The organism is Nitratireductor sp. OM-1 (assembly GCF_003296175.1).
GTDB classification, from domain to species: domain Bacteria; phylum Pseudomonadota; class Alphaproteobacteria; order Rhizobiales; family Rhizobiaceae; genus Nitratireductor; species Nitratireductor aquimarinus.
Genome location: NZ_CP029209.1, coordinates 701,798 through 716,886, shown reverse-complemented (window position 1 = coordinate 716,886; position 15,089 = coordinate 701,798). Strand labels below are relative to the sequence as shown.

The 15,089-nt window shown below is 62.2% G+C and carries 14 protein-coding genes; 2 read left to right on the top strand and 12 right to left on the bottom strand.

Annotation, left to right across the window (positions count from 1 at the left end):
- Positions 1-111 precede the first annotated feature (111 nt).
- Positions 112-2,487, top strand: coding sequence for a dermonecrotic toxin domain-containing protein (locus tag DEJ54_RS22420; RefSeq protein ID WP_162742444.1), 2,376 nt, complete (start codon positions 112-114; stop codon positions 2,485-2,487).
- On the opposite strand, the gene DEJ54_RS22415 is transcribed toward DEJ54_RS22420, so the two are convergent.
- The 5 genes from DEJ54_RS22415 to DEJ54_RS22395 are packed head-to-tail and all read right to left on the bottom strand — an operon-like array spanning position 2,477 to position 8,157.
- Positions 2,477-3,229, bottom strand: a complete 753-nt coding sequence (locus DEJ54_RS22415; RefSeq protein WP_113156965.1) for a 5'/3'-nucleotidase SurE — start codon at positions 3,227-3,229, stop codon at positions 2,477-2,479. The genes DEJ54_RS22420 and DEJ54_RS22415 overlap by 11 nt on opposite strands.
- The gene (locus DEJ54_RS22410) at positions 3,207-4,394 is read right to left on the bottom strand and encodes an MBL fold metallo-hydrolase (protein WP_113156964.1); all 1,188 of its coding nucleotides are present in this window, start codon (positions 4,392-4,394) and stop codon (positions 3,207-3,209) included. The genes DEJ54_RS22415 and DEJ54_RS22410 overlap by 23 nt, the downstream gene beginning before the upstream one ends.
- The gene (locus DEJ54_RS22405; protein WP_113156963.1) at positions 4,394-5,473 is read right to left on the bottom strand and encodes an ABC transporter ATP-binding protein; all 1,080 of its coding nucleotides are present in this window, start codon (positions 5,471-5,473) and stop codon (positions 4,394-4,396) included. The genes DEJ54_RS22410 and DEJ54_RS22405 overlap by 1 nt, the downstream gene beginning before the upstream one ends.
- Entirely contained in the window at positions 5,461-7,164 is a 1,704-nt protein-coding gene (locus DEJ54_RS22400; RefSeq protein WP_113156962.1) for an iron ABC transporter permease, read from the bottom strand. Before DEJ54_RS22400 ends, DEJ54_RS22405 begins: the two co-directional genes overlap by 13 nt.
- Before the next feature lie 12 nt (positions 7,165-7,176).
- Positions 7,177-8,157 (bottom strand): ABC transporter substrate-binding protein, encoded by a 981-nt coding sequence (locus tag DEJ54_RS22395; RefSeq protein ID WP_113156961.1) that lies wholly within the window; start codon positions 8,155-8,157, stop codon positions 7,177-7,179.
- 210 nt (positions 8,158-8,367) lie between these two features.
- Here DEJ54_RS22395 and DEJ54_RS22390 point away from each other — a divergent pair, with 210 nt between their 5' ends.
- On the top strand, positions 8,368-9,378 hold the full coding sequence (locus DEJ54_RS22390) for a sugar-binding transcriptional regulator (RefSeq protein WP_113156960.1): 1,011 nt from the start codon (positions 8,368-8,370) through the stop codon (positions 9,376-9,378).
- 31 nt (positions 9,379-9,409) lie between these two features.
- On the opposite strand, the gene DEJ54_RS22385 is transcribed toward DEJ54_RS22390, so the two are convergent.
- The 7 genes from DEJ54_RS22385 to DEJ54_RS22355 form a co-directional block, all read right to left on the bottom strand.
- Positions 9,410-9,784, bottom strand: coding sequence for a hypothetical protein (locus DEJ54_RS22385; RefSeq protein WP_113156959.1), 375 nt, complete (start codon positions 9,782-9,784; stop codon positions 9,410-9,412).
- Between the two features lie 90 nt (positions 9,785-9,874).
- Entirely contained in the window at positions 9,875-11,302 is a 1,428-nt protein-coding gene (locus DEJ54_RS22380) for a PepSY domain-containing protein (protein ID WP_113156958.1), read from the bottom strand.
- A gap of 12 nt (positions 11,303-11,314) precedes the next feature.
- Positions 11,315-11,920, bottom strand: a complete 606-nt coding sequence (locus DEJ54_RS22375; RefSeq protein ID WP_113156957.1) for an SCO family protein — start codon at positions 11,918-11,920, stop codon at positions 11,315-11,317.
- Positions 11,920-12,414 (bottom strand): copper chaperone PCu(A)C, encoded by a 495-nt coding sequence (locus DEJ54_RS22370; RefSeq protein WP_113156956.1) that lies wholly within the window; start codon positions 12,412-12,414, stop codon positions 11,920-11,922. Before DEJ54_RS22370 ends, DEJ54_RS22375 begins: the two co-directional genes overlap by 1 nt.
- Positions 12,415-12,478: 64 nt before the next feature.
- Complete coding sequence (locus DEJ54_RS22365; protein ID WP_113156955.1) at positions 12,479-12,880, bottom strand: hypothetical protein; 402 nt, start codon at positions 12,878-12,880, stop codon at positions 12,479-12,481.
- 75 nt (positions 12,881-12,955) lie between these two features.
- Positions 12,956-13,834 (bottom strand): CoA ester lyase, encoded by an 879-nt coding sequence (locus DEJ54_RS22360; RefSeq protein ID WP_113156954.1) that lies wholly within the window; start codon positions 13,832-13,834, stop codon positions 12,956-12,958.
- Positions 13,831-15,072, bottom strand: a complete 1,242-nt coding sequence (locus DEJ54_RS22355; protein WP_113156953.1) for a CaiB/BaiF CoA-transferase family protein — start codon at positions 15,070-15,072, stop codon at positions 13,831-13,833. Before DEJ54_RS22355 ends, DEJ54_RS22360 begins: the two co-directional genes overlap by 4 nt.
- Positions 15,073-15,089: the final 17 nt, after the last annotated feature.

Genomic DNA, 15,089 nt, shown 5'->3' with positions numbered 1-15,089 from the left:
AAATACTTTTATATATAACATTTTTATCGAGGCAAAATCGACAAGGTATATTGTAAGATTATTTAGTGATCGCCTTGTCTTGACTGAGGTCCCATCTAGACAAGAGTGAACATGACAACTTACCGCGTTTCCGGAGCGCGCGCTCCTGATATCCGCGTCGACATGTCCGCCAAGAAGGCAGCCCCTCCGGCGCGGATACCCCGCTCTCACCAAAATAGGCGTGTTGAAACGCAGGTCGTGCCGTTGGTGCGGGGAATAACCCTGTCAACATCATTGGCAAGGCTGGTCACGGGCGAGACTTACAGGGCGATCGACAGGATCGCCGAGCACACCCGGAAGGATAGGCCCGATATCGAGGTCATGGCGCGCGAGACGATGCGAGCCATCATAAAGCGCCTTACAGGCAAGACTGTCGACCCGGACCAGCTCTATCTCAACACGTTCACGAAAGCACAATCCTCGCGGACAAGCTTCACCGGCTGGGAGCATGCGAACGCCCCGGACACGTCTACAACGCTTACCCAGCTTCTTCTGAAAAATTTTGGAGCGGGCACGCAGGAAATGCTGCCAGCCGACCTTCAGCTCAATGCAGGGATTTACCGGGAGGGCAAAGGCGCGGCGTTCTATGGGGCGACAAATGAGTTCCCACTCTCGGTAGCCGCGCTTCGGGACGCAATCTGGGCCGAGGATTTCCAGACCAGGGTGCAGGTTCATCTCCGGGACTTCTGGAAGGACCATTTCCACGATGTTCGTATATTGGCTGAAACACAGTTTTTGGCTGAAGTTGAAATGGCGAAGGACGCGGATAGTCTCTCGCCCGAAGGTCATGCTCTTGCGCGCAGCGTTTCGACCGCTGCCTCTGTCCCGCAAAATGGAATCACTCTCGCCGACCTCGGGAAAAGCAATGCCCCCGTCGAAGACATCACCGTCCGCCGGCTTGACATAAACGGCTATGCCTCCAGCGACATTCTGCTTCTCAGCGACAAGAATGGGCGCACCATCCTTTATCTCCCCGGCGAAAAGCAGGCTTTGCATGAATTTCACAACGAGGAAGAGCTGAAAAAGTGGATCAGACGGCAGGCCTCCTTGAGGAAAGGCAGAAACATGCTGGAGCGGCATTTCTCGCTCTATGTCCGTCAGGACGGGGTCTGGTACACGGGGGTCAAAAACAGCCTGAAGAAGCTCGGCACAGGAGAGTGGAAGACAGGCATCAACACGCGGAAAGACAGGATATCCGGTGACGTCTTTCTTGCTCTTGCAACCAGCATGCGCGCGCGCAGCGAAAGCGACGCAGATACGCTGATCAAATCGGACAGCGAAGTGTCGCGGGACCGGTGGCTGGAGCAGATACAGACATTCAACCACGTGTTCTGGCCGGTCACGATGCTTGTGCCGGGAGTGGAGGCCCTGTTTCTGGCTGGCAACCTCGGTAGCGAGCTTGCGCTGGAAACCAACCGCGCGGTGACAGGTGACACCTATGACGAACGAAGCGCCGCAAGCCGGGCCGCAATTCTCACCGGTAGCGGCATTCTGATCGGTAGCGCCCTGAGCACCGGCGCCCGGATGATCGCTGACCGAACAGGGAACCTGCCTCCCACTGCGGGGGTGTCAACCAGAGCAATGGACGCTGAACTCCCTGTTGTCGACCGCCCTCCCTATCAGGGAGTGCTTAGTCGCAGAGCGCAGATGACCATGAACAACATGGGCTACATTATATCCGATCACCCGACAGACATCGCCTTTGATGCAACGAATGACGCCATTGAAAGAATGAAGGAGCGTGTCGACGCCCTGCGCCACAAGTTCGAGGACCTTGGGCGAGAGCCGGACGAAACGGGGCGCTTTGGAAACCACCATCTCGTCTATCGCGTGGATGATTTTCGCCCGGAGCAGTTATTCAACGCCGGGGTGTTTCGCCCCTCATACGAGTTCAATGCATTTTCCAACATGCTGAACGAGCCGGCGACGATCGGTAGCGGTTCCCTGATAGGCAGCGACAATGTTCTTGCAGCCTGGCGCAGGGACAAGTGGTCCCGCAACACCCTTTATCAATATGCAATTGTCACTGAGGACGAGCGCGTCGCGGCCAATCTGGACGGCGGCGGCGAAGACCCGGAACACTTCGACGAGGTGCATTTTCGTCCTCCGTTGGCGAAGGATGTGTATCTTCTCGACTCGACCGATCAGAATGTGCGGCAGAAGATTGCAGACATCGTGGCCTCTCGGAGCGTGAACACAAGCTACGGCGTGCCGCTGCATGTGTACTACGAATATTCGAAAGGCCGCCTCAGGCTCCATGACGGGCCGCAGCCAGCACAGCCACTGGGCGTCCAGTATGGTCTCGAAACCATTGAACAGCCTGACGAGCAAATCGACTCCGTCAGTCCGTCACGGCAAAACTGGCAGCGCATCCGCGAATGGGTCGATGCGCTGCCGGAACCTGGTGAGAGAGAGACCGCACCCGTCGCGACGGGCTCTACTTCGTAGCGGCCCGCAGGCCTTCCATGAACGCGCCGCCAAGCTGGGTTTCGCCGAACCAGTTCAGCCGGTTCATGGTGGCGAAGCCTTCGGCGATGAGGCTGTTCTCATCGCCCTTGCGGCTTGAATGCGCGCGGCCGCGTGGCACGATCAGCTCGATCTCGTCGCCATTTTCCCGAACGATCTCGGTCTTGCGCGCAATCTTGTCGCGACCGATGGTCGGCTGGGCGATGGCGGCTGGCAGATTGGCCGGAAGATTGACGCTGAGCCAATGGCCTTCCATGGCCCACTCGCTGCGCGTCTGCCACAGACGTTCGATGAAGCGGGCCAGCCATGCGGCGTCCCCTTCGCGCACATTGGCCTCCTTCACGCGGGAGAAACCGATGGCGGGAATGCCCCAGAATGTTGCCTCGCGGGCGATGCCGAGCGTACCGGAATAGGCAAGATCCTCGCCGACATTGCGCCCGTCATTGACGCCGCCAACAACGAGATCGGGCTTCTTGCCATCGTTGAAGAGCCAGCCCATGGACGTCACGATACAGTCTGCCGGCGTGCCCGAGCAGGAGAAACGGCGCTCGCCGAGACGGCGCATGGTGATCGGGCGCGCGACCGTGAGCGACGGGCCGGCGGCCGTGCGCTTGCCGTCCGGCGCGACCACCCAGACATCGTCCGTCAGGAGGGATGCCGCTTTGGCCGCCAGCGCAATGCCGGGAGCTTCGATGCCGTCGTCATTGGAAATCAGAATGCGCATGTATCGTCTCTTTGTCGATCTGGTAGGTGTCACCGGTGCGAGCGCCGGTCAGAAGGGCGGGAATGTGCTGATGAAGCGCGTCGAGCGCGGCCGCATCGCAGGAATGGCCGATCAGCGCCGGACGTCCGGCGGCTTCCCATAACGCAACATTCTCGGGCAGCGTGGGATGCGTCGGCATGCGGATCCAGGCCGCCGCGCCCTGGTCTACGAGCCGTGCGCCGGGCGAGCCTTTCGGCAGGTGCCCGCTCAACAGGATCGGATAGCCGGCAAGCTCTGCTGCGGCGAGCGCCGGACGGGAAGGCCCGGCGACACCCATGCCGTCATGGACCAGCAGAGGGCATGCAGGCAGCGCCTCTCCCACATTCCAGTCGCGCGCGGCGGCAAGCCGTCCGGCAAGAACGTCGACACGGTCTTCATGCACGGCGCCGGGCGCATGGATCTGCGCAGACAACGCCTCGCGCATGCCGGCCTCGATGGCGAACGGCACGTCGATGGCCGCGATCAGCTCCAGCGAACGACCGGAGAGCGGTGTCGGCAGAAGGCAGCCATCGGCATAGTCCGCAACCCACTTGGCAATGCGCTGGGCGCGTTCCGTGCCGGGAATGGGATCTGCGCCATAGGAGGCGTCGAGGATGAGAAGGTCGCAGGAGGGAAGCGGCTGCATCGGGAAAACAGCGCTTTCGGGCACGATGTCGGCTGAGTAGACCACGCGCCGCCCCTGCCCTTCGACCGAGAACCAGACCCCGCCGACCACATGGCCGGATGCGCCGGTTTCAATCGCGAGCGCGCCGGCAGAAAGCCGCTCGCCCGGCTCGAAAAGCCGGATCTGCGCGTCCTTCGGCATGAACTCCCACAGCTCTGCCGCGTCCGCATACTGGGCAAGCGTTGCCGGCATCTCGGTGCGGGTCTCTGCGGTCATGTAGATCGGGCCGATATAGCCCTCGCGGATCAGGCGGCACAGCGCGCCGATATGATCCTCATGGGCATGCGAGATGAACAGGGCGTCGATGTCACCGACCGGGCGGGCGAGCACGGGGTAATATTCATCCCCTGTCGCACCCACCTTGATGCCGGCATCGAGCATGATCCTTGTGTCGCCATCGCTGACCGCAACACTGGTTCGTCCCTTTTCGCCGAACCCGCCCTGAAGATCGACCGTTAACATCAGGCTGCACCATCAGCCGGGATGAGCCAGCCCGATGTAATGGCAAGCCTTGCCCGCTGACCGGCCTCGAAGGACACCGGATCGGGCTGGTCGAAATGCAGGCCGAGCTGTGGCGCGGAAGCAGGCTCGAACTCGATGCGTGCAGACCCGCCGCGATAGACGGCGCGTGTGATCGTGCCCTCGAAGCCCGGCTGGCTCGCCCCTACGGATGTGATCTGCGATGCGCGGCAGCAGATGCGCGCGTCCTTGCGCGGCTTCTCGCCCTTGCGACAGCGCACGACCAGTTCCTGGCCAAGCACGCGCACGCGGCACTGGCCGTCCGCCTCTTCGGTCTCGACATCGGCAGGCAGAACCATGCCCTGCGAGATGAAGGAAGCGACCATCTCGTTGGCCGGCTCATGATAGAGCTCGCGCGGCGTGGCAAGCTGCATCAGGCGACCGTGATCCATGACCGCAATACGGTCTGCCAGCGCCATGGCCTCGGCCTGATCGTGGGTGATGTAGAGAATGGTCGTGCCGGTGCGCTTGTGGAAGTCGGCGAACTCGTCTTCCATCGAGGCGCGCAGATGCACATCGAGATTGGCCAGCGGCTCGTCGAACAGCACCAGCCGCGGCTCGGCGACGAGACAGCGCGCCAGCGCCACGCGCTGCCGCTGACCGCCGGACAGATTGGCCGGACGGCGGTCGCCATACTGCTCCATATTGACGAGCGCCAGCGCGTTCTTCACGCGCTCCTCACGCTCCGCTTTGGGCACGCGCGCCACTTTGAGCGCGTAACCGATGTTCTCGGACACGCTCATATGCGGCCAGAGCGCGTAGTTCTGGAAGACTATGCCCACGCGGCGCTTTTCCGGCGGCGTGTTGGCCTCGGCAGTGGAGACCTCGCGGTCGCCGATGCGGATGTTGCCGCCGGTGACGGTCTCGAAACCGGCGATCATGCGCAGAAGCGTGGTCTTGCCGCAGCCCGAAGGGCCAAGCACGGCGAGGAACTCGCCATCCGCGACATCGATGGACACATTGTCCAGCGCCTTGGTGTCGCCGAAGGCCTTGGTGACGTTGTTAATGCTCAGTCCCGCCATGGAAGAACTCCGTCCGGTAGTTTGTTTGCAAAGAGGCTGGCGAGCAGCATCAGAAGGAAGGTGGTTGCGACCATGATGGCGGAAACCGCCGCCGCATATTTTGAATCTCCGCCCTGTTCGAAGGAGAAGATGACAACGCCGATGGTTTCCGAACCGGAGGACCACAGGAGCGCTGAAACCGTCAGCTCGCACAGCGCCGTCATGAAGATCAGCAGGCCGCCGGCAATGGCCGCCGGAGCGATGAGCGGGAAGATGATGGTGCGCAGACGCGTGAACAATCCTGCGCCGGCGACCTGCGCGGCCTCCTCAAGCGCCCGGTCGAGCTGGAAATAGCCCGTGATCGTCGGCCGCACTGCCAGGATCAGGAAGCGTGCGAGATAGGCGTAGAGGATGATCCAGACCGTGTTGTAGATCTGGATGCCGGTGATCGGCATGGGCTTGAGGAACAGGAGCAGCGAGGCAATCGCCAGCACCACGCCCGGCAGCGCATAGGGCAGCTCGATGGCGAGGTTGAGCGCCTTGATCCAGCGCTTGTTGCCCCAGGCGATGACATAGCCGAGCGGGATCGCAACGAAGACGGCGAAGATGGACGCCCCAGCCGAGAGATACAGGCTGTTCAGGAAGGCGCGGCTTGCCGCGGCGTGCTGGAAGATGACGAAGTAATAGTTCTCCAGCGTTGCCGTCTCAGCCGAAAGCGTCACGCCATAGCCCCGCACCAGCGAGGTGAGAATGAGTCCCACCAGCGGCAGAACGAGGATGAACGCGATCAGCACCCACATGCCAAGCTCCACCGGCAGACGCCATGCGCCCAGCTGGTAGGGCGCTGCGGGCAGCGAGGTGGACGTGATGCGGAAATCGCGCCGGCTCGCAATGCGGTCCTGCATGACGATGCCGACCATGGCGATGATACCGATGAGCACCGACAAGAACGCGACATCGGAGAGGACATCCGGTCCACCACCGGCCAGGCGCTGATAGATGAGCGTCGGCAGCACAAGATAGTTTGCCGGAATGCCCAGGAAGGCGGGAATGCCGAAATTGCCGACACAGGAAACGAAGGTGAGCGCTGCTGCACCCACGATGGAAGGTGTCATGAGCGGCAGAATGATGGTGCCGAGCACCCGAACCCAGCCGGCGCCGCTGGACTGCGCGGCCTCGACCAGCTCACGCGGCAGCTTGCGCATGCCGGCGCGCACGATCAGGAAGACGAGCGGCGCATACTGGATGCCAAGCAGGAAAACGATGCCTTCGGGCGAATAAAGCGGATTGCGCGTGCCAAGCGGCGGAGCCATGCCCAACATGTTCAGAAGCGGGCTGGAGGGGCCGAAAAGCTGAAGCCAGGCGAGCGCGGTCACCTGCGGCGCAATCATGAGCGGCGTGACAAAGCACAGGACGAAAGCCTGACGCTGACGCACATCCGACAGTGAAACGAGAATGGCAACGGCCACGCCCAGAACCAGCGCGAACAGCGTTCCGCCAAGGCCCACCACCAGCGTGTTCCAGGTAGCGCGCCAGGTCGTTTCATCAATCAGGCCGTTGCGAATGATATCAAGCGAGAACTGACCGCCAGGCAGGATGACTTCCTGCAAAAGCCGCGCCATTGGCAGCAGCGAAAAGATGACGATAAGCGCGACGATCCCCGCTGTCAGGGCCATCTCCTGGCCCTGACGTTCCTTGCGAATAGCGGTCATTCAGATGTGTCCTTAGCCGCCGAACATGGAGGAGAATTTTTCCTTGTTGCCGGCGATCTCGTCGACAACCTTCTTTACATCAACTTTCATGATGCTGATTTCGGTGCCTTCCGGCAGCCAGTCCGGGGAACCGACCGAAGGCTTGGCCGGCAGGTAGCCCTGCGTAAGAGCCAGCTTCTGGCCGTCGTCGGAGAGAATGAAGTCGACGAACTTCTTGGCTGCGTCAGTGTTCTTCGCGGTCGACATGATGGCGACCGGCTCGGTGACGGCGGTGACGCCTTCCTCGGGGAACACGAACTCGATGGGCGAGCCGTCTTTCTTGGCGTTCATGGCCATGAAGTCGACGAGCATGCCATAGGCCTTCTCACCGCTTGCGACGGACTTCAGAACAGCGCCATTGCCGCGCACGGCAACGTGACCGTTTTCCTTCAGCTTCTCGAAATAGTCCCAGCCGAGGTCGTCACGGTTTGCGAAAGCGGACAGAAGATAGGCTGCTGCACCCGAATAAAGCGGGCTTGGCATGATGGTGAGGTCCTTGTAGGCCTCGCCCGTCAGGTCGGACCAATGCTCCGGCTTTTCGGCAGCGGCCGTGTTGTAGGCGATGCCGGTGGTGATGAGCTTGGAGCCGAAATAGGTCTTGTCGGCGTCATAGGCCGCTTCCTCGAAGCCTTCCACATTGGCTTCGGGATAAGCCATCAGGTGGCCGTCCTTCTTGAGGATTTCCATGCTGACAGCGTCAGCGATGAGGAGCACGTCGGGCTGCGGGCTACCGGCAGCGAATTCGGCTGCGAGCTTGGTCATCAGGTCGCTGGTGCCGGAACGGAAGATCTCTACCTCGATGCCCGGGTTAGCCGCCTTGAAGGCGTCAACGGTCTCGGCGGCGTCAGCGTCGGGCTGCGACGTGTAGAGCACCAGGTTCTCGGCAAAAGCCGCGGTGGATGTGAGCAATGCGGCTGCAAACGCAACCGAGCGAATGGTGGACTGGCGTACCATGGGGTTACTCCTCTGTTTGCTTCTCCGGACATTTAACGCCGGAGCTCCTCCCCTGCATGCGCAATATGACAGGCTTGTAACAAAAGCGCCTCATCATTGAATATGAACATATGTTTGTCGTCAATAACAAAAGAACGCAATAAAATTTCGTACCTTTCGCCCGGCAACGCCGCCGCGACGTGCCGAACATTGTGCTAAAACCTTGACGCGATGAGAGAGGGAATCACCGCCGTGGCGCGCAAAAGGAAAAAGAAGCCGGCTGATGAGCCGACGCTGTCTTCCGCAGACATCAATGTGAAAATGGCCTGGCTCTACCATGTGGAGGGCCTGACGCAGGAGAAGATAGCCAGCTTGCTGAATGTCAGCCGCATGAAGGTGATGCGCGCGCTGGCCGCCAGCGCCGAGAATCACATGGTGGTGACCACCATCAATGCCGACACGGCCGAACAGGTGGCACTGGAGCGGCAGCTGGAAAAGCGCTGGGGCCTGAAAAGCGCAATCGTCGTGCCCGCGCCGCAGGAAGCGGACAATCTGGAACGCTCGATCGGACATGCGGTGGCGCGCTACCTCGAAGAGCAGATGCAACCCGGCATGACACTGGCGATCGGCGGCGGCGCGACACTGCATTCCAGCCTGAGTTTCATGGCGCAGCGCGATCTTTCCGGCTCGACCGTGATCGGGCTCGTGGGCAGCCTTCCGCATTCGCAATGGATCAATCCGTCCATCGTCGCCACCAAGGTGGCGGAACGGCTGAAGGTGGACAGCTATCAGATCAGCGCGCCCGTGGTGGTGGACGACCCCGAACTGCGCGAGCGCCTTTGGGAACAGCCCTCACTGCGCGATGTGCGCGAGCGCGCCGCCAAGGCGGACATCGCGCTCTTGACGGTTGGCGCGGTTTCACCCGACGCGACGATCTTCCGCCATGGCATCGTTCCGAAGAAGCTGATCGATCCACTGCGCGACAAGGGCGCGGTGGCCAACATTCTCTGCTATTTCGTGGATGCGGCAGGCCAGCTGGTCGACCATGAGGTGAACCAGCGCATCATGGCCATCGATCTCGACGTGGTGGCGCGCATTCCGCACGTGATTCTGGCAGCCGGTGGCGAGCAGAAGGTCACGGCCATTCTGGCGGCGCTGCGCACAGTGTCCGCAGCGGCACTCGTTACGGATGCCGCTACAGCGCGGATGTTGCTGGAAAAAGCAGACGAAGAGGGGCTCTGAGCGGCCCCTCACCCAGTTAGATCAGACCGCGTCAGATCAGACCGCGCTCGCGCATGAAGTCATCGAGACCCACATGCGTGATGGTCTCGAACTCGCGCACGGCCTCGAGCATGGCTCGGCGCTGGGCCGCGAGAAGCAGAAGCACCTGCCGCATTTCGCCGGAAATGCCAAAGCGCTCCCAACGGTCTGCGAGATGGCTCGGAAGGCCGGCAGCCTCGCAAAAGGCCGCGATGTTCTTGTAACCCAGATCCGTCACGAGCGCCTGGGTCTCCTCCGGCGTCGAACGCGGCTCAAGCGCGTGGTCATGCAGACGCTGCGCCAGAAGGCGGATATCGTTCGGCTGTGGCGCGTTGGCCAGAACCTTGTTGATCAGAGACGAAACTCTCGGGGGCTTTTCGCTATGCATCGCACTCTCCATTCGCGGCGATCATAGGACGAGAGCGGGCGACGCTCAATCGGAAAGCGCCGCCCGGCGATACCACTTTCAAGCAGGCCTTTAGCCAAGAAGGCGTGCAAGCGGCTTAATGCGCTGGATCACAAGCACGTCCAGAGCGAGCAGGACCAGCAGGGTGATGCCCACCAATGGGAAGAGAAGCGCCACCAGAAGCATCAGCGCCACCGAGCCCTTCCACAGCGGCATGTCTGCCGGCATGGGCGGTGCGGCCAGACGCAGCGCGCGCGGTGGACGGCGCATCCACCACATGACAATGCCGCTGGCCGACAGGAACAGAACCGCCAGACAGAACAGCGTGTTCAGGGCCAGATTCCAGATGCCCATGTCGCCTTCGTGAAAGGCGATGCCAACCGCCATCGCCTTGCCGCCGGGTGAATAGTCGGCAAAACGAACATCGGCCAGAACATTGCCCGTATACTGGTCGACATGCACCGTCCGGTCGGAGGTCGGATCGGTGGAATCATTGCTCATGGAATCCTGAGCAAGCGTCCACACGCCGGTTTCTCCGCGCGGCGTGGCGACGCGGAACCGGCCCTCATAGCCAAGGCTCCGCCCGAAGGCGACGATCTGATCCAGATTGTAGGGAGACGCACCCGGTACGCCGGCCACACCTGCATCGGAACCAGAGGCTGGGAGCGGCGTCTGCTCCAGCGCCCAGGGCACATCCTTGGTCGCGCCGTGGTTCAGGGATGCATGCGTCTGCTCAGACAGGGGCACATTGTCCCACTTCTCCGCCGGAAACGTGCTCCAGGCCTGCACGAACTTCTCGCCCCAGATGCCGGCCCACGAAAGGCCGCTCAGGAGGAAGATGACGAGAAGCGCCGCAGCATAAAGCCCGGTGGTCTTGTGCAGGCTTTTCCAGAAAGAGCGACCGCGCGCATTGAGGTCGGGCCGGAAGGCGCGTCCTGCGCCCTGCCCGTCACGCGGCCACCACAGATACGCGCCGGTGATGATGAGCACGATGCCGAAACCGGCCGCGATCTCGATCAACCGGTCGCCCAGATCGCCGATCAGCAGCGTGCCGTGAATGTCCGAGGCGAAGTCATACCAGCCGGCCTGGCGGCTCCAGATGTCCAGCACCTCTGCGGTGTAAGGGTCGACGGCGACCAGCTTTGCCTCGCCACCGCTGTCCACGCGGAACACGGCAGCACGATCTGGCGCGGTCGGAGCGATATACTCGACCACATGCCCCTCATGCAGCGCCGTCTGCGCCGCCGAAGCCTGCGCAAGAATTGACGTCTCTTCGCCCTGCGGCGTGACCGTGATCTTTTCCCCGTCGCGGCCGTCCAGTGCGCTGACCCAGAGCATGACCAGGCCGGTCACCGCGAGCATCGCCAGAAACGGCGCGACATAGAGGCCGGCATAAAAGTGCCAGCGCCACGCTGCCATGTAGAATTTGCGTGAAAGCGTTCTGTCCACGACAGTACGCGCCGGGGCTTCCTTAAGCGCCGGCGTATCAATATGTGTCATGATTTCCTCCCGTCAGCCCTTGGCGGCCAGCTGCCTGAGCTTCTCCAGCATGGAGTCGTGCGCCTCGCCGTAAGACAGCGTGCCGACGAAACCACCCTCCCCGTTCATCAGATAGACCGAAGCCGTGTGATCGATGGTGTAGTCGCCATCATCCGTGGGCACTTTGCGGTAATAGACGCGATAGGCTTTTGTGATGGCTTCGATCTGCTCTTCGGTGCCTGCCAGTCCCTGAATGCGATCATCGAAACTGGATGTGTAGAGCGCCAACTGCTCCGGCCCGTCGCGCTCCCAGTCAACGGATACGAAGGCGAAGTTGAGCCTGTCCGCATCCGCACCGAGATCATCGATGAGGCCCGATAATTCATAGAGCGTGGTCGGACAGACATCCGGGCAGAAGGTGAAACCGAAGAAGATTGCCGTCGGTTTGCCGAGAAAATCGGCTTCGGTGACGGTGGTTCCATCCTCTGCGGTCAGCGTGAAGGGGCCGCCGATATCGGCGGTGCCCATCCCCCCACCGGACCGGCCGGTGGGAGAGAGGTTCATCGTCACCATTGCGACGATGGCAAGGACCAGCGCGAAAACCGCGCCGGCCAGGATCGATAACGAGCGACGGGACATCAGCTCTTGCCGTTGCCGTGCATGTTGTTGTGCATGTTTGGAGCCGGTGCGCCGGGCTTTGCGACCGACATTTCCACTTCGATCCTGCCTGCCTTCTCGAAGGTCAGCGTAACCGGAACGGGGGCGCCTTCCGCGATGGGCTCCTTGAGTTCCATGAACATGACATGCAGCCCGCCGGGCGCGAGATTGACCGTCTCGCCGGCCGGAACCGGAATGCCTTCGGGCAGATGGCGCATCTTCATGACGCCGTCGGTCATGTCCATCGTGTGCAGCTCCACGCGGCCTGCAAAGGCGGCCTCGGCGCTGACCAGCCGGTCGTCTTCCTCACCGCCATTGGCGATGGTGACAAAACCGCCGGCAGCCTTTGCGCCGGGCGGCGTGGCGCGGGTCCATGGCTGGTCGATGTCTAGATTGCCAAGCGTGTAGTCGCCGGCGAATGCGGGAGCGGCGATGAACAGCATTGCTGCGGTGAAAGTGCGGGTGAAAAAGCGCATGTCTTGTCTCCATAAGCGCAGATACGGGCGCATGAATGCGCAGCCGTGAAAAGGGTTTGTTGCGTCAGATGGAGTGGGATGGAGGGCCGCGCGCGTCGGCCAGAAAACCGAGCGTGACGGGGTGGAAGATCGGCGGTTCGGGCAATGTTGCCGCTGCAAGCGGCGCGCGTAAGGCGCAGTCGAGCCCGGCATGGTCACCGGGCAATGCCGGTGAAACCGCACAGCCGGCCTGGCAGAGGGTTGTGCAGCAATCGTGCGGGTTTCGGGCGGGTGCAGGGCCATTGCCCGATTCCGGCCCGATGCCGCTCGGATTACAGATGACGAAGCCGGGAATGCCGGCGGCACCCGCCATGTTGCCCTGCGCAAAGGCCGCTGCAAAGCCCTGCATGAGAAGGAAATAGGCCAGGAGGCCGGCCATGAGACCCGCCGCGAGACGATCCTTCAACATGTCGCGCATGAACTTCATGGAAGCGTCGTGACACATTTCTGCCGCCGTGTCACTGCGGCGAATGCGGCGGCCATGCAGGATGCCGCAACTGGCTCAATGCCCGGGCTGAGACGCGAGAATGTCGCGTGCGCGATCCAGCAACGGCTTGTCGATCATGCGCCCGTCAAGCGTGGCGGCTCCCCTGCCCTGTGCGTGGGCCTCTTCCATCGCCGCGACGACGCGCTTTGCCCAATCAGTTTCTTCATCCGACGGCAGGAATGCCGCGTTGAGAGGCGCGACGGCTGCCGGATGCACGCAGGTCGCGCCGCGAAAGCCGAAGGCCCGCGCCCGGCGGGCCACTGCGGAAAGATGCTCCGCATCACCATAATTGGCGACACTGTCCAGAAGTCCCAGAGGCGCGATGCCGGCGGCATGCGCGGCAAAGACGATCTGCTGGCGCGGTGCGAGCAGCGCCTCTGGCGTCGGCTGCATGCCGGTGGCCGTGGCGAAATCTTCACTGCCGAGGATCATGCCGCAAAGGCGCGGATCGGCCCGCGCAATGTCATGCACGTTTTCGAGGCCGCGCGGGGTCTCGATCATCGCCACCAGAGCGATTTCCCCAATCGGCAGGCCACGTTCGGCCTCAAGATCGAACAGCATTTCGGAGAGGAGTCGCAGTTTTTCCGCAGCTTCGCATTTGGGCACGAAGATGCCGCGCAGACCGGGCTGAACCACAGCTTCAAGATCCGGCACGGCAAGCCGCATGCCGCCATTGATGCGCACCAGCAGATCCGATGACCCCTCGGCGAGGGGCGGCAGCGCCGCCGCTGTCATCGCGCGGGCGGCGGCCTTTTCGTGATCGGGGACGCTGTCTTCCAGGTCGAGTACAACCGCATCGGCCCCACGGGTCTGGGCCTTGCCGATGAAACGCTCATTGTTGCCCGGCACATAGAGAAGCGAGCGCCATCGCGGCTGGTTTGCTGTCTGCCTCATGCATCTGCTCCGTCGTTGATGACGCCGGCGGCGACAAAGCCATCGACTTCAGCATCGGAGAACGCGGCCGCCCGCAGGATTTCGCGCGAATGTGCGCCCAGCGCTGGGGCCGGACCGCGCAGGGTGCCCGGCGTTTCGGAAAGGCGCGGCGTGGGCGCATGCATGGGCACGCTTCCGTGCTCTTCATCGGGTGCAGCGACATAGATGCCGCGCTCGATGAAATGACGGTCGGCGCTTATGTCCGCCACGTCGTAGAGCGGCGCGGCGGTGATGCCGTCCTTCTCGAAAATCTCCAGAACCTCGGCGCGGCTGCGCGCCCCGATCCACCCGCCGACAATGGCGTCGACCTCATGCCGGCGGGAAACGCGCTGCTCGTTGGTGGCGTAGCGCGGGTCGGTGATCATGTCTTCGCGCCCGATGCTGCGGAACAGGCGCTCGGCGGTTTTTTGAATGGATGCGGAAATGGCGATGAAGTGCCCGTCGCTCGTCTTGTAGACATTGCGCGGGCTCGACGTATTGGACCCATTGCCGACACGTTGTTTGGGCCTGCCGGTGATCTGGTAGTCGAGCGGCTCCGGCCCAAGCACGGAAACCATCGCATCAAGCAGGGAAAGGTCGATCACCTGGCCATGCCCGTCGCGGTCACGCGCGCGCAGCGCCATCATCACGGCATTGGCCCCGTAGAGGCCGGAAATCATGTCTGCGAGCGCCAGCGGCGGCAGCAGCGGATCGCCCCCTTCCTCGCCATTGCGATGTGCAAAGCCGGACATGCCCTCGACCAGCGTTCCGAAACCGGGGCGCGGGCTGTAGGGGCCGCTTTGGCCAAAACCGGAAACCCTGAGCAGAACCAGTCCCGGGAACTCGCGCTTGAGCACATCCGGCCCGAGCCCCATCTTTTCCAGCGTGCCCGGCCGGAAGCTCTCGATCATCACGTCGGCGCGGGCGATGAGCCGGCGCAGAAGATCCAGCGCGCCTTCCTTGCGAAAATCAAGCGCGATGCTCTTCTTGTTGCGGCCATAGACCTTCCAGAAAGTGGCATGGCCGCCCTGCTTCCACGCCCGCAGGGGATCGCCTGCGGGAAGCGGTTCCACCTTGATGACCTCGGCCCCGAAATCGGCCATCTGAAGCGAGGTCATGTTGCCCGCCACGAGACGCGACAGGTCAAGCACAACGATCCCGCTCAGCGGACCTTTTGCATCGGGCGTGAAATCGACGGGTTTCCAGGCACGGTCGGCCATAGTCTTCCTTCTTGTAG